General features: G+C 68.4%; 20 protein-coding genes. 13 read left to right on the forward strand and 7 right to left on the reverse strand.

Going from position 1 to position 24,548, the window contains the following annotated elements:
• Positions 1–147: 147 nt before the first annotated feature.
• From IQ251_RS00180 to IQ251_RS00215, 8 genes are all read left to right on the forward strand, one after another.
• Positions 148–1,533: an MFS transporter gene (locus IQ251_RS00180; protein WP_193926315.1), complete on the forward strand. Its 1,386-nt coding sequence runs from the start codon at positions 148–150 to the stop codon at positions 1,531–1,533.
• Positions 1,526–3,646, forward strand: coding sequence for a molybdopterin oxidoreductase family protein (locus IQ251_RS00185; protein WP_193926316.1), 2,121 nt, complete (start codon positions 1,526–1,528; stop codon positions 3,644–3,646). The genes IQ251_RS00180 and IQ251_RS00185 overlap by 8 nt, the downstream gene beginning before the upstream one ends.
• A complete protein-coding gene (locus IQ251_RS00190) occupies positions 3,643–5,049 on the forward strand; it encodes an FAD-dependent oxidoreductase (RefSeq protein ID WP_193926317.1) in 1,407 nt (468 codons plus the stop codon). Before IQ251_RS00185 ends, IQ251_RS00190 begins: the two co-directional genes overlap by 4 nt.
• Positions 5,046–7,571 (forward strand): nitrite reductase large subunit NirB, encoded by a 2,526-nt coding sequence (nirB, locus tag IQ251_RS00195; RefSeq protein WP_193926318.1) that lies wholly within the window; start codon positions 5,046–5,048, stop codon positions 7,569–7,571. Before IQ251_RS00190 ends, nirB begins: the two co-directional genes overlap by 4 nt.
• The gene (gene nirD / locus IQ251_RS00200; RefSeq protein ID WP_193926319.1) at positions 7,568–7,897 is read left to right on the forward strand and encodes a nitrite reductase small subunit NirD; all 330 of its coding nucleotides are present in this window, start codon (positions 7,568–7,570) and stop codon (positions 7,895–7,897) included. The genes nirB and nirD overlap by 4 nt, the downstream gene beginning before the upstream one ends.
• Positions 7,891–9,081, forward strand: coding sequence for a uroporphyrinogen-III synthase (locus tag IQ251_RS00205; protein WP_370591110.1), 1,191 nt, complete (start codon positions 7,891–7,893; stop codon positions 9,079–9,081). The genes nirD and IQ251_RS00205 overlap by 7 nt, the downstream gene beginning before the upstream one ends.
• Positions 9,066–9,875 (forward strand): sirohydrochlorin chelatase, encoded by an 810-nt coding sequence (locus tag IQ251_RS00210; RefSeq protein WP_193926321.1) that lies wholly within the window; start codon positions 9,066–9,068, stop codon positions 9,873–9,875. The genes IQ251_RS00205 and IQ251_RS00210 overlap by 16 nt, the downstream gene beginning before the upstream one ends.
• Positions 9,876–10,019: 144 nt before the next feature.
• Entirely contained in the window at positions 10,020–10,649 is a 630-nt protein-coding gene (locus IQ251_RS00215) for an amidohydrolase family protein (RefSeq protein ID WP_228045850.1), read from the forward strand.
• 178 nt (positions 10,650–10,827) lie between these two features.
• Here IQ251_RS00215 and chcC2 read toward each other — a convergent pair whose 3' ends face one another.
• Together chcC2 and IQ251_RS00225 are read right to left on the reverse strand one after the other, a co-directional pair.
• Positions 10,828–12,561, reverse strand: a complete 1,734-nt coding sequence (gene chcC2 / locus IQ251_RS00220) for a 4-oxocyclohex-2-ene-1-carboxylate 5-dehydrogenase (protein ID WP_193926322.1) — start codon at positions 12,559–12,561, stop codon at positions 10,828–10,830.
• Between the two features lie 355 nt (positions 12,562–12,916).
• Entirely contained in the window at positions 12,917–13,213 is a 297-nt protein-coding gene (locus IQ251_RS00225) for a Dabb family protein (protein WP_193926323.1), read from the reverse strand.
• A gap of 342 nt (positions 13,214–13,555) precedes the next feature.
• Between IQ251_RS00225 and IQ251_RS00230 the strand changes: the two genes are divergently transcribed.
• From IQ251_RS00230 to IQ251_RS00245, 4 genes are all read left to right on the forward strand, one after another.
• A complete protein-coding gene (locus IQ251_RS00230) occupies positions 13,556–14,296 on the forward strand; it encodes a FadR/GntR family transcriptional regulator (RefSeq protein WP_193926324.1) in 741 nt (246 codons plus the stop codon).
• A 285-nt stretch (positions 14,297–14,581) separates the two neighbouring features.
• Positions 14,582–15,442: an aldo/keto reductase gene (locus IQ251_RS00235; RefSeq protein WP_193926325.1), complete on the forward strand. Its 861-nt coding sequence runs from the start codon at positions 14,582–14,584 to the stop codon at positions 15,440–15,442.
• Positions 15,443–15,518: 76 nt separating this feature from the next.
• Complete coding sequence (locus IQ251_RS00240) at positions 15,519–15,935, forward strand: (R)-mandelonitrile lyase (RefSeq protein ID WP_193926326.1); 417 nt, start codon at positions 15,519–15,521, stop codon at positions 15,933–15,935.
• 368 nt (positions 15,936–16,303) lie between these two features.
• Positions 16,304–16,570, forward strand: a complete 267-nt coding sequence (locus IQ251_RS00245; RefSeq protein ID WP_370591111.1) for a YrhK family protein — start codon at positions 16,304–16,306, stop codon at positions 16,568–16,570.
• Positions 16,571–16,738: 168 nt separating this feature from the next.
• On the opposite strand, the gene IQ251_RS00250 is transcribed toward IQ251_RS00245, so the two are convergent.
• From IQ251_RS00250 to IQ251_RS00260, 3 genes are all read right to left on the reverse strand, one after another.
• The gene (locus IQ251_RS00250; RefSeq protein ID WP_193926328.1) at positions 16,739–17,236 is read right to left on the reverse strand and encodes a DUF1269 domain-containing protein; all 498 of its coding nucleotides are present in this window, start codon (positions 17,234–17,236) and stop codon (positions 16,739–16,741) included.
• A 185-nt stretch (positions 17,237–17,421) separates the two neighbouring features.
• Positions 17,422–18,642, reverse strand: a complete 1,221-nt coding sequence (locus IQ251_RS00255) for a glycosyltransferase (RefSeq protein WP_193926329.1) — start codon at positions 18,640–18,642, stop codon at positions 17,422–17,424.
• Positions 18,629–18,886 carry a hypothetical protein gene (locus IQ251_RS00260; protein WP_193926330.1) on the reverse strand — a complete coding sequence of 86 codons (258 nt, stop codon included), beginning with the start codon at positions 18,884–18,886 and terminating at the stop codon, positions 18,629–18,631. The genes IQ251_RS00255 and IQ251_RS00260 overlap by 14 nt, the downstream gene beginning before the upstream one ends.
• A gap of 245 nt (positions 18,887–19,131) precedes the next feature.
• On the opposite strand from IQ251_RS00260, the gene IQ251_RS00265 reads away from it, so the two are divergent.
• On the forward strand, positions 19,132–21,033 hold the full coding sequence (locus tag IQ251_RS00265; RefSeq protein ID WP_193926331.1) for an alkyl/aryl-sulfatase: 1,902 nt from the start codon (positions 19,132–19,134) through the stop codon (positions 21,031–21,033).
• Positions 21,034–21,069: 36 nt separating this feature from the next.
• On the opposite strand, the gene IQ251_RS00270 is transcribed toward IQ251_RS00265, so the two are convergent.
• A complete protein-coding gene (locus tag IQ251_RS00270) occupies positions 21,070–22,395 on the reverse strand; it encodes an MFS transporter (RefSeq protein ID WP_193926332.1) in 1,326 nt (441 codons plus the stop codon).
• 62 nt (positions 22,396–22,457) lie between these two features.
• Positions 22,458–24,353 carry an alkyl/aryl-sulfatase gene (locus tag IQ251_RS00275; RefSeq protein WP_193926333.1) on the reverse strand — a complete coding sequence of 632 codons (1,896 nt, stop codon included), beginning with the start codon at positions 24,351–24,353 and terminating at the stop codon, positions 22,458–22,460.
• Between the last annotated feature and the right edge of the window lie 195 nt (positions 24,354–24,548).

The following is a 24,548-nucleotide window of genomic DNA, read 5'->3' on the forward strand; positions in this document are numbered from 1 at the left end:
GGACGGCTCCAAGTGTCGAGCACATCCACAGCTCACAGGCGGGCCTATCGGCACTGTGAAGGCAGCTTTGCCTGCTGGTAACGCGCCTCAAGCAACCGTGAAACACCGGCTCCATATGGTCGGCGCAGCCCGACGAGAGGAACCGAGTTGACCGCCACCCCACACACCAGGCCCGGCCGGTGGATCGACGGCTGGGACCCCGAGGACGAGGAGTTCTGGGAACGCACCGGCAAGCACGTCGCCCGCCGGAACCTGTGGCTGTCGATCCTGTCCGAGCACATCGGATTCTCGGTGTGGAGCATCTGGTCAGTCATGGTGCTGTTCATGTCCCCGGCCATCGGCCTGGGATTCACCGCACCGGAGAAGTTCCTGCTGACCACGACCCCGGCGCTGGTGGGCTCACTGCTGCGACTGCCCTACAGCTACGCCGTCACCCGGTTCGGCGGCCGCAACTGGACGATCATCTCGACTTCGGTCTTGCTGGTGCCCACCGCACTCACCGCTTACTTCGTCCAACAGCCGGGCACCGAGCTGTGGGTGTTCCTGGTGCTGGGTGCGCTGACCGGGGTGGGTGGCGGCAACTTCGCCTCGTCGATGACCAACATCACCGCGTTCTTCCCGCAGCGCAGCCAAGGCTGGGCGCTGGGGTTGAACGCGGGCGGCGGCAACATCGGCGTGGCGGTGATCCAGGTGGTCGGGCTGCTGGTGATCGCACTGGCGGGTAGCACCTCCCCCGCGCTGGTAGCCGGGGTGTACCTGCCGCTGATCGTGCTGGCGACGCTGCTGGCCGCGCTGCGCATGGACAACATCGACGCGGTCGTGGCCGAACCGGGTGCGCAGCTGGAAGTGGTGCGCGACCGGAACGCCTGGTGGATCTCGCTGCTCTACATCGGCACATTCGGCTCGTTCATCGGCTACGGCTTCGCGTTCGGCCTCGTCCTGCAGAACGAATTCGGCTTCACCCCGCTGCAAGCAGCGACCTGGACGTTCCTGGGGCCGCTGCTCGGATCGCTGGCGCGTCCGATCGGCGGGCGGATGTCGGATCACTGGAGCGGCGCGCGGGTGACGTTCTGGAACTTCCTGGCGATGGCGGCGGCAACCGGGCTGCTGCTGGTGGCTTCCGGGCTTCGTTCGTTCCCGCTGTACCTGGCCGCGTTCATCGTGCTGTTCGTGCTGGCCGGCATCGGCAACGGATCCGTGTTCAAGATGATCCCGGGGATCTTCGCCCGGCGGGCCGATCACTCGGTGGCCTCCGGTGCGGACCCGACGCCCGCGTTCGCCCACGCCCGCCGGCTTTCCGGCGCGCTGATGGGGGTAGCCGGGGCGGTCGGCGGTCTCGGCGGCGTGTTCATCAACCTGACCTTCCGCGCTTCGTTCGACGGGGCCGAAGCCAACGGCGACGCGGCGTTGCTGACGTTCCTGGTGTTCTACCTGGTGTGCGTGGCCGTGACGTGGGCGGTTTACCTGCGCCGGACTCCCGCCCCGGCCACGGCTCGGGAGAAACCGATCGCACAAGGGGCCACCAGTGCCTGAACCGCGCACGGTCGCCACGCACTGCCCGTACTGCGCGTTGCAGTGCGGAACCCGCCTCACCCGCGAACGCGCGGGTGTGACGGTGACGCCCACCGACTTCCCGGTGAACCGGGGCGGACTGTGCCAGAAGGGGTGGACCGCGGCGTCCCTGTTGGACACGTCCGACCGGCTGCGGCACCCGATGGTCCGCCGCGACGGGAAACTGGTGGCCACCGACTGGGACACCGCGCTGGAAACCGTCGCTTCCGGTCTGCAACGGCTGCGCACCGAGCACGGCGCGGACGCGGTCGGTGTGTTCGGCGGTGGCGGGCTGACCAACGAGAAGGCCTACCTGCTCGGCAAGTTCGCCCGGGTCGCGCTCGGCACCAGCCAGATCGACTACAACGGCAGGTTCTGCATGTCCTCGGCCGCCGCGGCCGGAACTGCCGCATTCGGGCTCGACCGGGGCCTGCCGTTCCCCGTGACCGACCTCGGTGGAGCGAACGTGGTGCTGCTCGCCGGGGCGAACCCGGCGGAAACGATGCCGCCGCTGATGCAGCACTTCACCCGGCCCGACCTGATCGTGATCGACCCGCGGCGCACCGCCACAGCCGAGCGCGCGGCACTGCACCTGCGCCCCGCGCCGGGAACGGATCTGGCGCTGGCGCTGGGTTTGCTGCACATCGCCGTGGTGGACGGCTGGGCCGACGACGACTACATCCGCCATCGCACCGCCGGGTTCGACGCGACGTGGCAGCGGGCGATGATGTGGTGGCCGGAGCGGGTCGAACGCGTCACCGGCGTTCCGGTGACCGCGCAACGCGCCGCCGTGCGGATGCTGGCGCGGGCCGAGCGGGCTTACGTGCTCACCGGCCGCGGCGCCGAACAGCACAGCAAGGGCACCGACACCGTCGCCGGGTTCATCAACCTGGCGCTGGCGCTGGGTCGGCCCGGCCGGGACGGCAGCGGCTACGGCTGCCTGACCGGGCAGGGCAACGGCCAGGGTGGCCGCGAGCACGGGCAGAAGGCCGACCAGCTACCCGGCTACCGGTCGATCACCGACGAGTCCGCGCGCGACCACGTCTCCGAGGTTTGGGGTGTGCTGCCGGGCACGTTGCCGGGACCGGGCCGCAGCGCCTACGAGCTGCTGGATTCCCTCGGCACGCCGGACGGGCCTCGTGCACTGCTGGTGTTCGGTTCGAATCCCGCGGTGTCGGCTCCGCACGCCGGGCACATCACCGCTCGACTGTCCAGTTTGGATCTGCTGGTGGTGGCGGATTTCGTGCCGTCGGAGACCGCGCGGATGGCCGACGTGGTGCTGCCGGTGACGCAATGGGCCGAAGAAGACGGCACCATGACCAGCTTGGAAGGCCGCGTGCTGCGCCGCCGCCGGTTGCAGGACCCGCCCGGGCACGCGCGGTCGGACTTGGAAGTGCTGCACGGGCTGGCGCGGCGGTTGGGCGAACCGGGCCACCGCTACCCCACTGCGCCGCGTGAGGTGTTCGACGAGTTGCGCCGCGCTTCGGCCGGCGGGAAGGCCGACTACTCGGGCATCAGCTACGAACGCCTCGACACCGGTGCCGCTCTGCACTGGCCGTGCCCGGCCGCAGGTCCCGGCGGGGACGAACACCCCGGAACTCCACGGCTTTTCCTGGACGGCTTCGCCCACCAGGACGGGAAGGCGCGGTTCGCCGAGGTCGACTACCGCGACCCGGCCGAGGACGTGTGCGCGGAGTTCCCGCTGCGGGCCACCACCGGCCGGGTGCTGGCCCAGTACCAATCCGGTGCGCAGACCCGCAGGGTCCACGACCTCAACGCGGCCGCTTGGGAAGTGTTCGTCGAGATCCACCCGGACACGGCCGAACGCGCCGGGCTCGCCGAAGGCGAACTGGCGGTGGTGACTTCGCAGCGCGGCAGCACGGTCGCGCGGGTGCGGCTGGCCGAGACGATGCGCACCGACACCGTGTTCCTGCCGTTCCACTTCCCCGGCGACGGCCGGGCCAACCTGCTCACCAACCCGGAGCTGGACCCGCGCAGCCGGATGCCGGAGTTCAAGGTCGCCGCCGTGCGGATCGCCCCGCACGCGCCGCGGGCGACGGCGGGGACGAGCACTGCCGAGGAGGTGCTGGCGTGAGCCACGTGCTGGTCATCGGAAACGGTCCCGCCGCCCACCGGCTGGTTGAGCGGCTTCGCCACCACGGGCACGACGGTCCGATCACGGTGCTCGGTCAGGAAGAGCACCCGGCCTACAACCGGGTGCTGCTGGCCTCGGTGATGGACGGGACGCTGAGCTCGCGATCGGTCACGTTGCCGGAGTCCGACGCCGTAGTGCGACTCGGGGTGACCGCGACCGCCATCGACCCTGCCCGGCGGCTGGTGCGCACCGGAAACGGTGTGGTGCACCGCTACGACGAGCTGGTGCTGGCCACCGGAGCGCGGGCGACCGTGCCGCCGATCCCGGGTGTGCGCACGGGCGAGGGAGAACTGGCCGACGGGGTCACCACGCTGCGGACGCTGGCCGACTGCGACCGGATAGCGAGCGGGGCGCGGCGCGCGGTGGTGCTCGGCGGGGGTGTGCTCGGAGTGGAAACCGCGCGCGGGCTTCAAGGCCGTGGCATCGAAGTCACCCTGGTGCACCCGCAGCCGTATCCGATGGACCGTCAGCTCGACCCCGCCGGTGGTGACCTGCTGGCCGAGCACCTGCGGGGCATGGGAGTGACCACCGAGCTGGGCCGGCGCGCGGCCGAGTACCGGCCGGGTGCGCTGGTGCTCGACGACGGCCGGGTGCTGGATCTGGATGCGCTTGTTCTGTGCGCGGGCGTGCAGCCGGAGACCGAGCTGGCACGCGCCGCCGGGCTCGCGGTCGGGCGGGGAGTGCTCGTCGACGACCGGATGCGCACCTCCGACCCGCGCGTGCACGCGCTCGGTGACTGCGCCGAGCACGACGAGCGGGTACCGGGGCTGATCGCACCCGCGTGGGAGCAGGCGGACGTGCTGGCACGGGTGCTCACCGGCGGGCACGCCTCCTACGCGCCGGTCGGCGATGTCACCCGGCTCAAGGCCCGCGGTATCGACCTCTCGGCGATGGGTTCGGCGGCGTGCCTGCACGATTCGGAGCCCGGTGTGGAGCTGGTGACGATGGCCGATCCAGCCCGCGGGCGGTACGCGAAGCTCGCGCTGCGCCACGAGCGGGTTGCCGGGGCGGTGCTGATCGGGTTCCCGCAGGCCGCGGCGGCGATCAGTCAGTTGCACGACCGGGGCCTGCCCGTGCCGTCCGACCGGCTCGGGCTGCTTCTGGGGCATTCGGCGGTCGAGTGGTCCGCGCCCGACGACCTGCCGGATGACGCGGTGATGTGCCGCTGCAACAACGTCACCAAACAACGGCTGACGCGTGCTTTCCGCGACGGGGCCCGCGACGTGGGTGCGCTCGCGCGGGCCACCAAGGCCACCACCGGTTGCGGGGGCTGCGGTGACGACGTGCGCCGCCTGTGCGGCGCGTTGCACGACGCCTCGAACGAACAGGAGGGAGTCGCATGACCCGGACCCTCGTCGTGATCGGCCACGGAATGGTCGGTCATCGCCTCGTGGAAGACCTGCGCGAGCGGGACGCGGCCGGCACCTGGCGGGTGGTGGTGCTGTCCGAGGAGCCGCACGCCGCCTACGACCGCGTGGCACTTTCATCCTATTTGGACGGCAAGAGCGCCGCGGACCTGAGCCTGGCCGGGCAGGGGTTCCTGACCGATCCGGCCGTGGAGCTGCGACTGGGCTGCTCCGCGGCGAGCATCGACCGCACCGCGCGCGCGGTGACCACCACCGACGGTGACGAGCTCCGGTACGACGCGCTGGTGCTGGCGACCGGTTCCCGTCCGTTCGTGCCTCCGGTGCCCGGTCATGACCTGCCGGGCTGCTACGTCTACCGCACGCTGGAAGACCTCGACGCGATCCGCCGCGAGGCCGTCGAGGACCAACCCGGGGTGGTTGTCGGCGGCGGGCTGCTCGGCCTGGAAGCGGCGAATGCGCTGCGGCTGCTGGGGATGCGCCCGCACGTGGTGGAGATGGCGCCGCGGCTGATGCCGATCCAGGTCGACGAAGGCGGCGGGCAGGTGCTGGCCAAGCTCGTCGAAGAGCTCGGGCTCCAGGTGCACTGCGGCGTGGCCACCCAGTCCATCGATGCCGGGCCGCACGGCGGGGTCGCCGGGGTGACCTTGGGCGACGGGACCACCGTGGAAACCGACGTGGTGGTGTTTTCCGCCGGGGTCCGCCCGTGCGACGAACTCGCCGAGCCGACCGGGCTGGCCCGCGGCGAACGCGGCGGGTTCCTCGTCGACGACCGCTGCCGCACCAGCGATCCGCGGATCTGGGCGGTCGGCGAGTGCGCTGCGGTGGACGGTCGCTGCTACGGCCTGGTCGCCCCGGGCTACAGCATGGCCGAGGTCGTCGTGCGGCAACTGCTGGAAATCGGCGACGAGCCGTTCCCCGGCGCCGACATGTCCACGAAGCTCAAACTGCTGGGCGTGGACGTCGCCAGCTTCGGCGACGCGCACGGCAGCAGCGAGGGCGCGCTGGAGGTCGTCTACGCCAACACCGCGAATGGCACCTACGCGAAACTCGTGCTCAGCGACGATGCCTCGGTGCTGCTGGGCGGCGTGCTCGTCGGCGACGCCGGTGCATACGCGACCCTGCGCCCGCTGGTGGGCAGGGAACTGCCCGCGCCGCCGGAGCACCTGCTGCTGCCCGCGGGCTCCGGTGTGGACGCCGCAGCCCTGCCCGGTGACGCGATCATCTGCTCGTGCAACAACGTGTCCAAGACTGACATCACCACCGCCATCACCGGTGAATCGCTGACCGACGTCGCCGGCGTCAAGGGCTGCACCAAGGCCGGCACGAGCTGCGGTTCCTGCGTGCCCATGCTCAAGAACCTGCTCGGCGAGTGCGGCGTGGAGACCTCCAACGCGCTGTGCGAGCACTTCGGGCAGTCCCGCTCGGAGCTGTTCGAGATCGTGCGCGCTACCGGCATCGGCACCTTCACCGACCTCATCCGCAAGCACGGCAGCGGCCACGGCTGCGACATCTGCAAACCCGCGGTGGCCTCGATCCTGGCCACTCTCGGCAACGGGCACATCCTCGACGGCGAGCAGGCCGGGCTGCAGGACACCAACGACCGGTTCCTGGCCAACATGCAGCGCAACGGCACCTACTCGGTGGTGCCCCGGGTGCCGGGCGGGGAGATCACCCCGGACAAGCTCATCGTGCTCGGCGAGGTGGCCCGCGAGTTCGGGCTCTACACCAAGATCACCGGTGGACAGCGGATCGACCTGTTCGGCGCCCACGTCGAACAGCTCCCGGCGATCTGGCGGCGGCTGGTCGACGCCGGGTTCGAGTCCGGGCACGCCTACGGCAAGGCGTTGCGCACGGTGAAGTCCTGCGTCGGCAACGACTGGTGCCGCTACGGCGTGCAGGACTCGGTGGCGATGGCGATCCGGCTGGAACTGCGCTACCGCGGGCTGCGCTCACCGCACAAGGTCAAGGCCGGGGTGTCCGGCTGCGCACGCGAGTGCGCGGAGGCCCGCTCGAAGGACTTCGGCGTCATCGCCACCGAGAAGGGCTGGAACCTCTACGTCGGCGGCAACGGCGGGTTCTCCCCGCGGCACGCCGAACCGCTCGCCGCCGATCTCGACGACGAGCTGCTGGTGCGACTCATCGACCGGTTCTTGATGTTCTACGTGCGCACCGCCGACAGGTTGCAACGCACCGCGGCGTGGATCGAAGCGATGGACGGCGGCATCGAGCATCTGCGCGCGGTCGTGATCGACGACTCCCTCGGCATCACCGAGGACCTGGAGGCCGCGATGGCCGAGCACGTCGCCGGCTACACCGACGAGTGGGCCGGGGTGCTGCACGACCCGGCGAAGCTGTCCCGCTTCGTCTCCTTCGTCAACGCTCCCGACGCGCCGGACCCGACGATCAGCTTCACCGAGGAACGCGGTCAGATCCGGCCCCAGCCGGTGACCCTGCCCATGCCGTCCGTGCGCGGCGAGTCCGAGGAGGTCCCCGCATGACGACCTGGCAACCGGTCTGCCCGCTGACCGCGGTGCCGCCCGCGTGCGGCGTGCCGGCGCTGGTGGACGACGATCCGGTCGCGGTGTTCCGCACGTCCGAGGACGAGCTGTTCGCGGTCGGCAACATCGACCCGTTCTGCGGTGCCGGGGTGATCAGCCGCGGCATCGTCGGTGACCGCGGCGGAGAACCGACCGTCGCCTCCCCGATGCTCAAGCAGGTCTTCTCGCTGCGCACCGGCGAATGCCTGGACGATCCGGCGGCGAGGCTGCCCACCTACCCGGTACGGCTGCACGCCGACATGGTGGAGATCGCGCACCCGTGCTGACGGACGCGGACGCCACCAGCACGCACCACGATGCACCGGCCTCACTGGGCGGGTTCACCGTCGGTATCACCGCTGCGCGCCGCGCCGACGAACTCGGGTCGCTGCTACAGCGCCACGGTGCTCGCGTGCAACACGGCCCGGCGTTGCGCATCGTCCCGGTCTCCGACGACGCGCAGCTGCACGCTGCTACCGAACGGTGCATCACCGACCCGCCCTCGGTGGTGATCGCCACGACCGGGATCGGGTTCCGCGGCTGGGTGGCCGCCGCCGACGGGTGGGGTCGTGGCGGAGAACTGCTCAGCGCGCTCGGGCACGCGCGGCTGCTCGCGCGGGGGCCGAAGGCGCGCGGGGCGGTGAGCGAGGCCGGGCTGGCGGACGCGTGGTCGCCGGACTCGGAGTCGGCCGCGGAACTGCTGGACCACCTGCTCACCGGCCCCTTGGACGGCGTGCGGGTGGCGGTGCAACTGCACGGACGGCCGTTGCCGGATTTCGTGGAGGCGTTGCGCTGCGCGGGCGCTGAGGTCATCGAGATCCCGGTGTACCGGTGGAGCACACCGCTGGACAGCACACCACTGGACAACCTCGTCGACGCGGTGTGCGCGCACGAGGTCGACGCCGTGACGTTCACCAGCGCCCCCGCCGCGGCGGGACTGCTGGCCCGCGCCGCCGAGCAGGGCATTCGCGAATCGCTGCTGGACGCGCTGCGCGGGCCGGTGCTCGCCGCCTGCGTCGGGCCCGTCACCAGCGCGCCGCTGGCCGAGCACGACGTACCCGCGGTCGTACCCGACCGTTTCCGGCTCGGCGCCATGGTCCGGGCGCTGTGCCAACAGCTCCCCGACCGCCACCCGACGTTGCCGGTCGCCGGGCACGCCTTGCAACTGCGCGGGCACGCGGCCGTGGTGGACGGCGACATCAAACCGCTGTCACCGAACGGGAAAGCGTTACTGCGGGTCCTGCTGGACCGGCCGGGCAGGGTCATCCCTCGCGCGGAGTTGGCGACCGCGCTCAACAGCCCCGATGCGGCCTCGAACGGCCGCGGCGCGGACGAGCACGCGGTCGAGCAGGCCGTGGCGCGGTTGCGTGCCGCGCTCGGTGCTCCGGACCTCGTGCAAACGGTGATCAAACGCGGCTACCGGCTCCCGCTCGGACCGATGAAGGACGCACCGCGATGCGCACTGCCGTGACCACCACGCCGGATCCCCCGCTGCTGCTCGTCGCGCACGGCACTCGCGACCCCGCAGGGCCTGTCGTCGTCGAGAGCATCGCCGCGGCGGTCGCCGAACGCGCGAACATCTCGGTGCACGTCGCCTACGTCGACGTCATCGGCCCCACCGTGGCTGACGCGCTGCGTGCGTTGGACGGTCCCGTCGTGGCGCTACCGGCGTTCCTCGCGTCCGGCTATCACGTGCGCACCGACCTGCCCGCGCAGATCGCCGCGGCCGGGCGCACCCGAGACGTCGTGGTGTCGCCACCGCTCGGGCCGGACCCGGAACTGGCCAGGGCGATGCTCGACCGGCTCACCGAATCCGGTTGGCGGCCGGGCCAGAACGTGCTGGTGTCCGCCGCCGGTTCCTCCGACGAACGCGCGCTCGGCGACGTGCGCACCGCGGCGCGTCAACTTGGCCGGTTGTGCGGGCAGCGGGTGCTCCCGAGTTTCGTCACGACCGCGCAACCGCTGACCGAGGATGTGTGCGCGAACGGGAACGTGGCTTTCATCGCGCCCAACCTGCTGGCGCCCGGGCTGTTCCACCGCCGGCTCACCGAACTCCCGGCACGTGCCGTGGCTGAACCCATCGGTGCGCATTCGCGCGTTCTCGACCTCATCGTGCGGCGCTACCGCGCGGGCGCTCCTCGACGCCGTTCCACCGATGCCCGGTCCTCGGAGGCGACCGCGCCGGCCAGAGGTGATGGTCGTCGATTCGGTGATGAGCGCCAAGAACACCGAAAGCTGGCTCGGCAGCGCGGAATGTTGCGTTGAACATCCGTCGAACTGACCGGGACGGCAACCGACCTGTGCAGTGGGTCGTCGAGCACACCCCGGCGCTCTTGCACCACTTCCGCCCGGTCGGAAGCATCCTCCGGTGCTGGACGAGCAGCCCACCTCTACGAATGGTGCGAGGCCATGACTTCCTTCGTCGCAAGATGGCGATCAACGTTCACGCTGCCCGATGTGGACGGTGCGCTCACCGAAGCCGAGCACGCCCTCGATATCCTCGGTGCGGACGGCGTCGTTGTGCTGGCCAACAGCGGTGGCCGCTACCTCGGTGATCCCGAGTTCGCCCCGCTGCTGGAATTCCTGCACCACCGCGAAGCCGTTGTGTTCATCCACCCCGGCGGGCTGCCCGCGGCCGGAGTCCCGGACATCCCGACCTTCACCGCGGACTTCCTGCTCGACACGCCCCGGACCGCGATCAGCCTGATCCTGTCCGGATCGATGGAGAAGTACCCGAGCATCAAGTTCATCGTGGCCCATGCGGGCGGATTCGTCCCCTACATCTCCTATCGAATCCTGCTGACCATCCTCAACACGAAGAACAAGGCACAGCAGGCATGGGCCCAGCTCAATCAGGAACGGCAGGTGCACGAGGAACTCGCCGTGCTGCGGCAGTTCTACGACGACATCGCCCTGTCCTCTTCCCCCGCCGCACTTCCCAGCCTGCTCGGGGGGCGCCGATCCCGCCCACATCACCTACGGCAGCGACTACCCTTCCGCGCCCGCCGCCGCGGTCACCTTCCTCGACCGCACGTATGAGAAGTACCCGCTCGATGACGATCTGCGCTCGGCCATCGACCGTGGCAACTCCGAGGCGCTGTTCCCGAGACTGCGCGGGTAGCAGCTGGTTCCGGACCGGGCTGGGGGTTGTTCGCGACTCCGCGACGCCGGCCCTGCCCGGACACCCCTGCGCCCGGACCGGACCGGCCGTGGCCTCCTACGCGAGGGTCGACTGCGCGCCGCAGGTGGATGCGCCGGTCTCCCGCTCGGCGGCGATGGCCGCGATATCGCGGCCGGTGCGGTAGCCGAAGACCATGGCGGGGCCGATGTTCGCGCCGTAGCCGGGGTAGCCACCACCGAAGACGCTCACCGCGGCCGTGCCCACGGCGTAGAGACCCGGAACGGGTCGGTCGTCGGCGTCGAGGACCTCGCTGCGGTCGTTGACCGCGAGACCCGCGTAGGTGCCGAGATCGCCCATCTCGATCTTGACGGCGTAGAAGGGGCCCTTGTCGAGGGTTTCGAGGTTCGGGTTCGGCTTGTGCTCCATGTCCCCCTTGAAGTGGTGGAACCAGTTGGATCCGCGGCCGAACTTCGGGTCTTCGCCGCGGGCGGCGCCGGCGTTGAACTCGTCGAGGGTGGCCTGCAGCCGTCCGCCCGGGACACCGATCTTCGCGGCGAGCTCGGCAACGGTGCGCGCCTTGTGCAGGAATCCGCTGCGCAGGAAATACGTCTGCGGGAAGGGCCACGGCTTGGCGTAGCCGATCCCGTAGCGCCGCATGGCCTTCTGGTCGGCGATGATCCAGCCGAAGGTGCCCTCGCGCCCCTCATCGTTCTTGATCATCTCCACGCCGTAGTCGTGGTAGGACAGCGACTCGTTGGCGAAGCGGACACCGTCCCGGTCGACGGCGATCAAACCCGGCAGCCCGAACGCGCGCAGGTGCGGGAACCAGCGCTTCTGCCCACGCAGCCCGCGGAACACCGTGACCGGCCCCCACGAGGCGGGCTGGTGCGGGCGGGCGTCGATGTGTCCGCCGAACGGCTCGGCCAAGGCGACCGAGTCGCCGTGATGCCCGATGGTCGGTGTGGTGTGGTTGGTGCCGTGCGGGTCGTGCGGGAAGTGCTTCTTGCGCAGCTCGGTGTCGCCGGAGAACCCGCCCGCTGCGATCACCACGCCGTAGCGCGCGTGGACCACACCGGCGTGCTCACCGGAAATGCGGGCGCCGGTGACCACGCCTGAGGCGTCCCGGATCAGTTCGTCCGCGCGGGTCGAGGTCCACATCCGGATTCCGGCCGCATCCGCGGCGGTGATCAGCCGGGTCATCAGAGCGTTGCCGTTGGTGCGCGTGTAGGCCCGCTTGTGCAGGATCGTCTCGATCCAGGTCTTGGACAGCTTGCGCGCCGCGTAGCGGAACGCCTTGAGGTTCTGGTTGGCCTTGAGGAACGTCGCGATGTCCGGTCCGATCTCGGGCATGTAGCCGAAGACCGTGTAGGACATCAGATAGGGCTGCACCCGCAGTCGGTTGTGGCCGAGGATCCGGCCGTCGGTGGCGGGAACGGTGACCGCCCGACCGGAGACCTTCGCGCCCGGGACGTCCATCTGGTAGTCCGGGGCCTTCTCCGGGTAGGAGAACTCGATCTCGGCGTCGTCTTCGAAGAACTGCATCGCCTCCGGGACGGTGTCGAGGAATCCGGCGACCGCGGCGGCGTCGTAGGTGTCACCGGCGAGCGCCTTGATGTAGGTTTCGATCTCCTCGCGGGTGTCGCCCTGCTGCACGCCCTGCTTGTTGCCCGGAACCCAGGCCCAACCGCCGGAGATCGCGCTCGTACCGCCCAAGTGGCGGTCCTTGTCGATGACGAGCACGCTGTGGCCGTCCAGCGCCGCCTTGAGCGCGGTCGCTATGCCGCCGGCACCGGAGCCGATGACGAGGACGTCGGTGTTGATGGTCTTCATGGTTCTCCTTGTCTCGGTTCAGTCGTCGAGCCGCTGCCGTCGACGTGTTCGGACCGTCGTGCACCTGGCCCGCTCGCAGGCGAAGTGGCACGCGACGTGGGCGGACCGCCTCGGGCGCCCGGGGGTGGGGCGGCTGCCGAACGGGTCGTCCTGCTGTTCTTGCAGCAGCGGTGCGGACCGAACTGGCCCGGCTCCCGCGCTCGCCGTGCGTCGCGGCATCGGGCTTGGTGCCGAGCCGGGCTGGTGGCAGCGCGCTTCGCGGGCCCCGCGGCGATCACCTGCGCGAGGCCCCACCGGTTCGGCCGTGCGCACGCTCGTAGCGGTGACCAGGGCGATCTTTCCGGCCAGCTGCCGATCACCGGGCATCCTCGGGCAGCTCGAAGTCCACCGAGATGATCTGCTCGGCCCCCGCTCGGGACAGCTCGACAGCGGGTTGGTGCTCGGGGTGCGCGGTGTAGACGGCGACGTCCTCGATCCGATCGAAGTCGGCGACGATCGCCGCGTCCCAGGATCGATCCGCGTGCAGCACGTCCGCCCCCAGGGAGAGTTCCTTGACCTCGGGGATCTTGTGCTGCAGCCCCCGGACCGCGGCGAACCACTCGGTGGGGTCGAAGTCCGGTTTCCACCGGAACAGGACGACGTGTCGGATCATCGCACTACCCCGTCGGTCCGGTGCGGAAGCGGTCGGGATTCATGGCAGCCCCTCGTGCTCGGCAGGTGCGGTGGTGGACGGCTCCGGCTCGGGCCGGTAGCGGTCATCGCACGGTGGCGTCCGGGCCGAGCAGGCGGAACCGGGGTTTTTATTGAATGAGAAGGTGATGCTCGCGGCGCGGCGCCCAGTGGGCAGCGGAGTCAGTCCGCATCGCGGCCCGCGCCGCGCACCGAGCGCCTCATGCGGCGTCGGATGCCGGCCGCCCGGTGTCCGACTTGTAAGGTGGGTGGGCGCGTGAAGTGGGGTCGGGTCCCGCCCGGCACCGGGGGAAAGGGGACCCGAATGACCAGCGAGGTGCGGTTCCAGCCTGCTCGGCCGCGCCGTGCGTTCGACGAGATCATCGCCCAGATCCGGGCCATGATCCACAGCGGAGAGCTCAGCACCGGTGATCGACTGCCGTCCGAGCGGGCCCTGGCCGAGCAGTTCGACGTCAGCCGCAACACCGTGCGCGAGGCGGTGCGGATGCTCGAGATTTCCGGTCTGGTCACGATCAAGAAGGGGGCCACGGGCGGCGCTTTCATCGCGCGCCCGGATGCCGCCTCCATCGCCCAGCGGCTCTCGGACGCCATGACGCTCACCGAGTTCTCGCTCTCCGACCTCACCGAGGCCCGGCTGTGGATCGAGGCGCTCGTGGTGCGGGTCGCCTGCGAGCGGATGAGCGACGAAGATCTCGAAGCGCTGCAGGCCAACGTCGACGAGTCGGTCCGGCTGTCCGAGGACGGGCTGTGGGAGGAGTGTCCGGACGCGCTGATGGCCTTCCACGAGTTGCTCGCGCGCGCCACGGACAACCCGATCTTGAGCATCCTCATGCAGTCGATCCTGGATCTCATCCGCCAGGTCGTGGCCGCCGTCGGACCGCTGCGCGACCTCGGGCTGATCGAGGCGCGCTTCCGGTTGATGGACCGGTTGCACGCGCGGGACCCGGACGGCGCGGTCGCCGAGATGGAGTCCCACCTGCGCCGCCTGCACCAGCTGTGGCTGACCGGCGCCGAGTCGGGCGATCCGCACCCCCCGCGGAACTGAATCCCGCGCCACCGGCGCGCACCCCGAGATTGGCTCAATGGTAGAGCCCATCTGGCGGCGCTGGCCGCCACCTGTCAAGCCCACCCCATGCGCCGGTGTCCAGCCGCGCAGCGCCGGCCTGGTGCGGACCGTTGAATATCCGCGGACGGAGCGCGGACGCCCGCAGGCGTCTCCGAACTGCTCACCGCTGGGGCCAGAGCGATGATGTCGGGTGGCCGAGCCTGCACCGGACGATCTCCAACTCGGGGCAGCGCCGAGGCGACCCGATGCGCGAGGGAGACGAGGATGACTGCGCAGACCTACACACTGGGCAACGGCGTGACCATTCCCCGGCTCGGCCTGGGGACCTGGTTCATCGACGACGACAAGGCCGCCCAGGCCGTGCACGATGCCGTCGACACCGGATACCGCAACATCGACACCGCACAGGCCTACGGCAACGAACGCGGCATCGGCGAGGGCATCCGCACCTGTGGTCTCGTGCGCGACGAGCTGTTCGTCTCCACGAAACTGGCGGCTGAGATCAAGGACTACGACTCCGCGGCCGCCGCGATCGACACCTCGCTGGAGACTATGGGACTCGATTCCGTTGATCTGATGCTGATCCACAGCCCGCAGCCGTGGAACGACTTCCGCGGCGGCGACTACGCCGACGGCAACCGCGAAGCGTGGCGTGCCCTGGAGAACGCCTACGAGACGGGAAAACTCCGCTCCATCGGCGTGTCCAACTTCGAGCGGAAGGACCTGGACAACATCCTCGCCACGTGCACGGTCCCGCCACACGTGAACCAACTGCTGGTGCACGTGGGCAACACCCCGGCCGAGCTGCTGGCCTACTGCGCGGGCAAGAACGTTCTGGTGCAGGCATATTCGCCGATCGCCCACGGCGAGATCCTGAAAAACCCGGACGTCGCGGCGATGGCCGCCCGCTATGGCGCGACCGTTCCGCAACTGTGCATCCGGTACGCGCTGCAGCTGGGCACCCAGCCGCTGCCCAAAACGGCCAACCCCGAGCACATGCGCAGCAACGCCCAGCTCGACTTCGCGATCTCGGAAGCGGATATGGCCGCGCTGCGCGCCCTGGAGCAGAAGGACTACGGCGAGCACAACCGCTTTCCCGTGTACAACGTGTTCGGGGGAGCGTAGCGGCCGCGCCTGATGCAGGATCGCCGTCCACACCGCCCGGACCACAGTGCCCTCGTCGAATGAAAGCGAGCGCTGCATGCAGATCACCCGAAGCACCAGCACGGCCACCCAGAAGGGGCCTGCCGACTGGTTCACCGGCGACGTCTACCTCGACACCGCCGCGGTCCCCGCGGGCAGCTCCACGTTCGGCGCCGCCGCGGTGCACTTCACCCCGGGAGCCCGAACCGCCTGGCACACCCACCCGCACGGGCAGACGATCTTCGTCACCGAAGGCGTAGGCCGGTGCCAACGCGCAGGCGGCCCGGTCCAGACCCTCTACCCCGGCGACCGCGTGTTCTTCGAACCCGACGAGAACCATTGGCACGGCGCGGCTCCGGACCGGTTCATGATCCACATCGCCATGCAGCAGAACGATGAATCCGGCAATCCCGTCACCTGGGGCCGGCACGTCACCGACGAGGAATACGCCACCGCCCCGGCCAGCGACGACTGAGCCGGTCGGCGCCGTGCTGCGGGCCGCTCGCCACTATGACGGGCACGCGGCCCAGCATGCGCGCTCACCATCCCCGCGCCAGCGATCCGCACCACGAACGGCCGCTGGACACGCACCCGAGCCGTTGCCCGGCTGCGACGACACCCGACTTCCCCGATGACCCGGGCCCTGCCCCGGTTTGCCGGTACGGGCTCGGAGGTACACCGTGACCGAAACGCGCTCGGCGACCACCCACTTTCCCACCGCCGAGACCACAGGCGACCGTCCCGCCCACCCCGCAACGAGAGGAGTCTGCTCCGATGGGTGCGAAAAGCAGGAAATCCGGCTCCCACTCGGGTGGCGGGGCGGACTCCGATAGCAACACGGCCGTGCTGCACATCGGGCACCACGAACTGCTGATCCGGCAACGCTACGAGGTCATCAGCATCGCCAACGATCTGCTGATCGGCACCTGGTTCGTCATCGGCAGCTTTTTCTTCTTCTCCGAGGCCCTGACCTACGCTGGAACATGGCTGTTCGTCCTGGGCAGCATCGAGATGTTGATCCGCCCGCTCATCCGGCTCACCCGCCGCCTGCATCTGCGGAGCTTCCGGACGCGCGGACAACAGCCCACCGAAGCCGCCTACGACTTCTGACCGCTCCCCGAACGACAAGCATGGCACGGCACGTCGCCCGGGGGTCCCGTTGCGCCACCGCCCTGCAACAGCATCGAAGAGCGGGCCCGCATCCGCCCCGGGTTCTCTGCGCCGCGCGATGCCTGCCGCACAGCTGTGAGCCTGGTACGACGGTCGCTCGACTTCACCTCATGCGGCCTCGCTGCCCTCGAACGCCTTGCGCAGCGCCGCCTCCTGATCATTCGAGAGGTTGGTGTGGATCAGCTCGAAATGGGTGCCGTCGACACGTTCACGCACCTTGTCCAGCACAGCGTCCGAGGTCAGCAAGAACAGCGCCGAGGTTCCCGGAACAACTTTGTCCTGGGTCTTGCGGATGAAGTCGTCGTCGATCCCCACATCGGTGAGCGATCCGGCGAGTGCGCCGGTCGCTGCGCCGATCGCCGCGCCCAGCAGCGGAACGAAGAAGATCAAACCGAACAGCAGACCCCAGAAACTCCCACCCAGCGCACCGCCAGCGGCAAGATGGTGCAGCTGACGGGTTTTCGGTTTGGAGGATGATTCCGGCCAGGACACGGTAGCTGCATCATAGATCTTGATGAGCTCTTCCTTCGCCAGCTCCTGCACGGTGCTGGATGCCTCCTCGGCACCGGTTGCGCTGTCGAACTTCCAAGCCGTCAACGTGGCCATCACACATCTCCGATCTCGATGGGGCCTGCACCGGACACGAAGTACGGTAAGGCTTCGCACGGCATTCGCATTTCCAACGAGAACCACTCGTCCCCTCGTGAACAGCGAATCTCCCGCCTGCACATCACCCAGTCGTGGCATCAACACGGGGAACCGCTACTGCCTCGGCCATCCCGACGAGGAGGTCACGAGCTACGCGGCAGGTCCCAGACCACCCGCTTGGAACGCGGCCCACGCACGAGTCCCGGAGTTTGCGAGCGGATCGCTGCCACCGCGTTGATGGTCCAATACGCCAAGGGGTACAGCGGAAGCAGCAGGCAAGCGTACGGAAGCTTCGGATCCAGTCGCAGGTCGATGGCCGCAGCAACGATGTTCTGGATGATCGCGATCACCGCGATGCCCATCCCCCAGGCCAACATCCACCGGAACTTCGTATCGCCGGGAAACAAGATCCAGCGGATGACCCCGTAGGTCGTCGCGATCAGCATAGTGAGAACCCAGAGGTAGGACAGAAACGCTTCCAAAGCGACCGGCCACATGGTTGCCCGGCCGGGCGACACCACCGTTCGAGCATGGGTGCGGAGAACTTCACCTTGCCCGCGTGCCCACCGAGTGCGTTGCGCCCAGATCCCGCGCACGGTCTGCGGTACCTGCATGCCGACCAGGGCATTGGGCGCGAAGGCGGTGAGGTAACCGGCTTCCAGCAGCCGCCAGGTGAGCTCGATGTCCTCGGTCGCCATCCGCGAGTCATACCCACCGACGGCCAGAACCGCGTCCCGACGGAAAAGTCCGAGCACCCCAGCCACAGTGCCGACTCGCCCGGCCAACGCGTGGGTACGACGCATCAGCCCGATCAGCGATGCTGTCTCCAAGATCTGCATCGTGGTGATCAGTCCACCTCGATTGGTCACATGCGGACTGCCGGCGACAGCCGCGTATCGCGGCGAGCGCAGCATCCGGGCCACCAAGTAGTGCACGGCACGTGGATGCAGGTGCGTGTCCGAGTCCGTGACCAGCACCAGATCGTGGCGGGCACGGCGCATGCCGTCGTTGAGCCGATCGGCTTTGCCGAGGTTGACCCCGTCGTCGAGCACGCGAATCCGCGGATCACCGTCCGCAGCTGCTCGGGCCCGCGCCACGGTCTGATCCCGGGATCCGTCGTTGAGGATCAGTACCTCGAGCCCCGGGTAGTCGAGCTCGCGCAGCGCTGCGATACAGCGGGAGACCACCGCCTCTTCGTTGTAGGCCGGGACCAGGATGGTCACCCCGGGCCAGCCGCCCGGCGGTGCGACGATGCGCGTCCGCTCTTCGAGCACACGGAACAGGGTTCCCCCAACCATCCATGCCGCACCGGTCACGACGGGGTAGAACGCGAGGAACACCAATAGCAGGTCAACGAGGTACATGGCGCTCCTGCCCGCGACGCATCACGATGCCGCACACCAGGGCGATCCCGAAGAAGAACCAGGACAACACGGTGACGACCAACAGGGTGCGCAGGATGTGGGTATGTCCCAACAGCACAATACCCAGCCAGAAAGCCGCCACCCACAGCAGCGAGCCGAGGAGGAAGGCGACCGCCTTGCGCGCTCCGGATGCCGGCCCCGTGGGCTCGAAGCTGATCCGCGGGCGGTCGCGGCGTGCTCCCATGGGCGTCCTCCCCTTCCGAGCGCCCAGGCCCAATGCGGACCCTGGCGAACGCGCCCAGGTTAGGGGAATTCAATACCGGTCGCCGGTCCCGAGGCGTTGCTACTACCAAGCGACGTCGCATCGTTCGTTTCCCTCGGCGATCTCCCGCAGCTCAGGTGGTGCGCATCTGCGCAGGCGGCGAGGATGAGACCGAACGCACTGCGCGAAGCAGTGGCCCGGCCAGCCGTGCCGCGAGGGAGAGCGCGATGTCTCAGAGTTCCGGACCCCGCCCCGCCGAACCCGGAATCGCGGCGGGCAACGCGGCAGTGCGCGACCGATTCCCCTTCGACGACACTCGCGATCTCGACGACGCGCGCCGCGGGTTCATGGGCACGGCTCAGCAGACGTTGATCCGCGACGAGGACGGAGCGGTCGTCTGGGACTTGCAGGCCTATGGCTTCCTGTCCCACGACTGCCCCGATACGGCCAACCCTAGCCTGTGGCGACAGAGCAGGCTGTGCTCCGAACACGGGCTGTTCGAGGTTGTCGAGGGGATCTATCAAGTCCGCGGCTTCGACCTGTCCAACATGACGATCATCGAGGGCGACCGGGGAATCTTGATCATCGATCCGCTGCTGTCGGCCGAACCCGCTGCCGCAGCGGTGCAGCTCTACCGCAGCCACCGCGGGGACCGTCCCATCACCGGCGTCCTCTACACACACAGTCACGCCGACCACTTCGGAGGGGTGCGCGGCGTGCTCACCGACGACGATCTCGAAGCCGGCGTGCCCGTGCTCGCCCCGCAGGGATTCCTGGAGCACGCCGTCAGTGAGAACATTTACGCCGGTACGGCCATGGCCCGCCGCGCCGCCTACATGTACGGAGCAGCGCTGGGGAAAGGACCGCGTGGCCAGATCGGGGCCGGTCTGGGACAAACGACGTCGACAGGAGGAGTCGGCCTCATCCCACCGACCGTCGATATCGCGCGCACCGGTCAGGTCGAAACCGTCGACGGAATCCGGATGGTGTTCCAGTTGACCCTCGGTACGGAAGCACCCACCGAGGTCAACATTCACTTCCCAGGCCGCTCAGCGCTGTGCATGGCCGAAAACGCCACGCACAACCTCCACAACCTGCTCACCCTGCGGGGCGCGCAGGTCCGCGACCCGCACGGCTGGGCGCGCTACCTCACCGAGGCGATCGATCTCTTCAGCGATACCACCGATGTCGCCTTCGCGTCCCACCACTGGCCGGTCTGGGGGCGCGAACGGCTGGTGACCTTCCTCAGCGAACAGCGCGACGTGTACGCCTACCTGCACGATCAGACGTTGCGAATGCTCAACCTGGGGATGACACCGCTGGAGATCGCTGAGCAGATCGAGATGCCGCCGGCCTTGCAACAGGCATGGCACACGCACGGCTACTACGGTTCCGCCAGTCACAACGCCAAGGCGGTGTATCAGAAGTACATGGGCTGGTTCGACGGCAATCCCGCCCACCTCTGGGAACACCCGCCGGTCGAAGCTGCTCACCGGTACGTAGCATTCATGGGTGGGGCGGACGAAGTCGTCCGGCGCGCCCGTGAGTCCTTTTCCCAAGGGGATTTCCGGTGGGTTGTGCAGGTCGTCAACCACGTGCTGTTCGCGCAACCTGATCACGAGCAGGCACGTACGTTGCAAGCCGATACCCTGGAACAGCTCGGCTACGGGTGCGAGAACGGGACCTGGCGCAACTTCTACTTGATGGGTTCCTACGAACTGCGCAACGGCTCAGTCGGCACACCGACCTCCACAACGTCCCAGGATGTCCTGGATGCCTTGACCTTGGACCAGCTCTTCGACGCGCTCGCGGTCCGCGTGGACGGCCCGAACAGCTGGGAGGCCGACATTGCCGTGCGCTGGAACCTGCGCGACGGCGAAGCGCACACACAGCGGCTGCACAACGGGGTGCTCACACACATCGTCGGCACCGGGCCGGCCGTGGCCAAACCCGATATCGACATCACCCTCGACGAAGCAGACCTGCGCAGCGTCCTGTTCGGCACAACCACTCCAGAGGAGCTGGCCGAGCGCAGTCGCGTCGAGATCACCGGTGATTCCGGACAGCTCACCGAGCTCTTCAGCTACCTCACCGAACCCGACCCGGACTTCCACATCGTCACACCCTGACCCGCAGGCCATGTCAACCCTGCTGGGCATGCCTGGTCAGTCGACCGGTTCCGCGGCGTGCTCCGCTCGGCCCAACCGGGCCAAGCGGGCGGCGTCGCGTACCGGGCGGGCGAACACCGCCAGACATACCGCGCCAGCGAGGAACAACACCGCTGTCAGGAGGAACACCACGTGGTAGCCGGTGGCGTTCCCGGCCCCGTATGCGTCCACGAACCGACCGGCCAGCGCCGGGGCAACGACACCGGAAACCCCGGTCACCGCGGTCGTGGTGGCCAACACCGCAGGCCGCTGTCGCAACGGGGTGATCTCGGCGATCAATGTCATGCCCACGCTGATTTGGACCGTGGCGACGGAGAACCCTATGGCAAGCAACGCCAGTTTGACACCGGTTGCCGATACCAAGGTCAGCCCCGCGATAGCCACGGCCGCAGTCAGGATGCAGCCGGACGACACTCCAGCCCGGGCACCCCGGGAGGACACACCGCGCTGCAGCAACCGGTCGGACACGGCACCCTGGGCGGGGATCGCGACGGCCCCGCACACCCACGGCAACACCACGAGCGCGCCGGCCGCCGCGGGGTCGAGTGCCATCGGCCCGCTGAGGTATAGCGGGATCCATGACACGAGCAGGGCGATCGACCAGTACACGGCGAAGCCGGCGATGAGCACGCTCAGCCCGGTACCGCTGAAAAAGATGTTCCGGTAGGGGACGCGATCAATCCCGCTGATCCACCTGTCCCCGGTCGGCGGAGCCGCACGAGTGATGTGCGAGTCCAATGCCACCGACCCTTCAGAACCGGGCACTTGACCCGGCCGCACGCCGGGTGCGTCGCGTCCGAAGGCGGACCACAACACCGCCCAAACCAAACCCAGCAGCGCCACTGCCACGAACGCCGAACGCCAACCGTGCGCCTCGATCAGCAGTGACAATATCGGTGCCAAGGTCACGACACCGAGCGCAGCGCCGAGATTGACCAACGACGTTGGCAGGTTCCGCTGATCGTCGGGAAACCACTTCTGAGCGGAATTGACCGCGATCGGGTTGGCGGGCCCCTCGGCAGCTCCCAGCACCACTCGGCTCATGAACACGCTCACGACCGAAGCGAAGAAGATGATCGGGACCTGAGCAAGCCCCCAGACGAGCACCATGATCAGGATGATGCGCCTGTTGGAATAGCTGTTCGCGATGAAACCGACCACGACCGCCGAGACTCCGAACATCGCGTAGAAGGCGCTGGATGCCGCGCCGTATTGCGACGCCGTCATCCCCAACTCCCGCATCATGGGCCCGGCAGCGAGACCGAGCACCGCCTTGTCCGCAAAGTTGATCATCATGAAACCCACGAGCAGGATGGTGACCACCCACGCCCGAAACCCGACCGGGGTCGTTTTCCGCCTCGAAGAAGACACAGAGCCGACTTTGATCACTCCGACGTCACGATCGCAAAATCCGGATCGGTCGTGTCCAGCACGCTGAGCAGCCGCAACAGCACACTCACGTCCCCGTCGACGCGGACCCCGGACTCGGTCAAGGACTGCTCGGTCGGCGGTCCGGAGAACACCACCTGGGCCAGAACAGACGGGCTCGGCACGGTCACGGTCGCCTCGGCAGCCATCCTGGGGTGCGGATTGGAACGGGTCAGCACTCCATTGGCCAACCTCAACCGGTGAACACAGGCAGGATCCTCGAACACGACATCCACGGTCAGGACCTCGTCCCAGCAGTTCGGCCCGTCAACGCGAATCGCGATCGCGACGAAGATCTGTTCGGGGGTCAGCTCGCGAACCACGTCCGCACTCGTGGACCGGACCGGGGTACCGAAGATTCCATGACGCAGCTCGTGTGCACCGGAGAGGTACGCAGACCGCCATGGTCCGCTCTCAGCACCGTATCCGAGTTGTTCATAGGTGTCGGCGAGCAAGGTCTTCGCCTCATGGCAGCTCGGTTCGGCGAACACCACGTGGTTGAGAATTTCCGCCGCCCACCGAAAATCGCCCACCTCGTAGGCGGTTCGGGCCTTTGCCAGGACGTTGTCCGCACCACCCATGTCCCGCACGTACCGGATTCCCCTCGCGACGGGCGGATGCGGCCACAGATGCGCCGGGTTGCCGTCATACCAGCCCAGATAGCGTTGGTATACCGCCTTGACGTTGTGGTTCACGGTTCCGTAGTAGCCGCGCGTGTGCCAGGTTTGCTCGAGAACCGGCGGCAACGGAAGGATCTCGGCGATCTCAGGGCCGGTGTGTCCCTGGTTGAGCAGGCGGAGTGTCTGGTCGTGAATGTAGGCATACATGTCGCGTTGCAACGACAGGTGCGCCACCACCGCATCGTTGCCGAACGTTGGCCAGTGGTGACCACCGAAGATGACCTCGGTTTCGTCTCCCCACATGTCGAGGGTCTCGGTGAGGTAGTCCGCCCAGGCGTGCGGATCCCGCACCAGCGCCCCGCGGAGGGTGAGCACGTTGTGCATCGTGTGCGAGGAGTTCTCGGCGACGCACAGCGCTTTGCTGTTCGGCAAGTAAAAGTGGAACTCGGACGGCGCCTCCGAGTCCGGCGTCATCTGGAAGATGATCCGAATGCCGTCAACGATCCGCTCTTGCCCGGTTTTGACGATTTCCACAGTCGGTTTGATCAACGAGACGGTTCCCGACGAGGTGGTCTGCCCGATCCCGGCGCCGACATGGCCGCGCGGTCCGCGCTCAAGTGCCGATCCGAACATGTAGGCAGCTCGCCGAGCCATCGCGGTGCCGGCGAGGACGTTCTCGCCCACCGCGTGCTCGAGGAACCCGCTCGGTGCTATCACGGGGACCCGACCGGCGTCGACGTCTTCCTGCGACGTGACACCTTTGACTCCGCCGAAGTGGTCGATGTGGGAGTGGGTGTAGATCACGGCGGTGACCGCACGGTTTCCCCGGTGCTCGCGGTAGAGCTGAAGCGCTGCCGAAGCCGTCTCGACCGAGAGCAGCGGGTCAACAACGACGACTCCGGCATTCCCTTCCAGGAACGTGATGTTGGAAATGTCGAGACCACGAACCTGGTAGATGTGCTCGGTCACCTTGTACAGGCCATGGCGTGAGACCTGCAGGCTGTGCCGCCACAGGCTGGGGTTGACGGTGTCCGGAGCTTCCTCTTTGAGGAAGTCGTCGGCAGCGACGTCCCAGACAGCTCGGCCGTCCTCGGTGCGGATGATCCGCCCGTCCCACTCGGCGATCAAACCGCGTTCCGACTCGTCGATGCTGTCGTCGAACGGCAATGCAGTGGTGAGGTTTCGGTTCTGTCGGCGGATGTGTTCGGAGGCTTCTCGGGGAGCACCGGTCATGATCGACCTTCTTTTCCTAGCACGACGACGAATCACTCGTCCGTGGATGACTATTCCCGTTCGGTCCGATGCTCGACCGCGAGGATCCTGGCGACTACGGCCGGATCGGCATCGTCGCGACTGCCCTGCGACCGTGGCCCGACGATGCTTCCGAGACCGGTTTCCTCGGTCGGAGGCCGCGGTGGTTTCGGTTCA

Source organism: Saccharopolyspora montiporae, assembly GCF_015209505.1.
GTDB lineage: Bacteria > Actinomycetota > Actinomycetes > Mycobacteriales > Pseudonocardiaceae > Saccharopolyspora > Saccharopolyspora montiporae.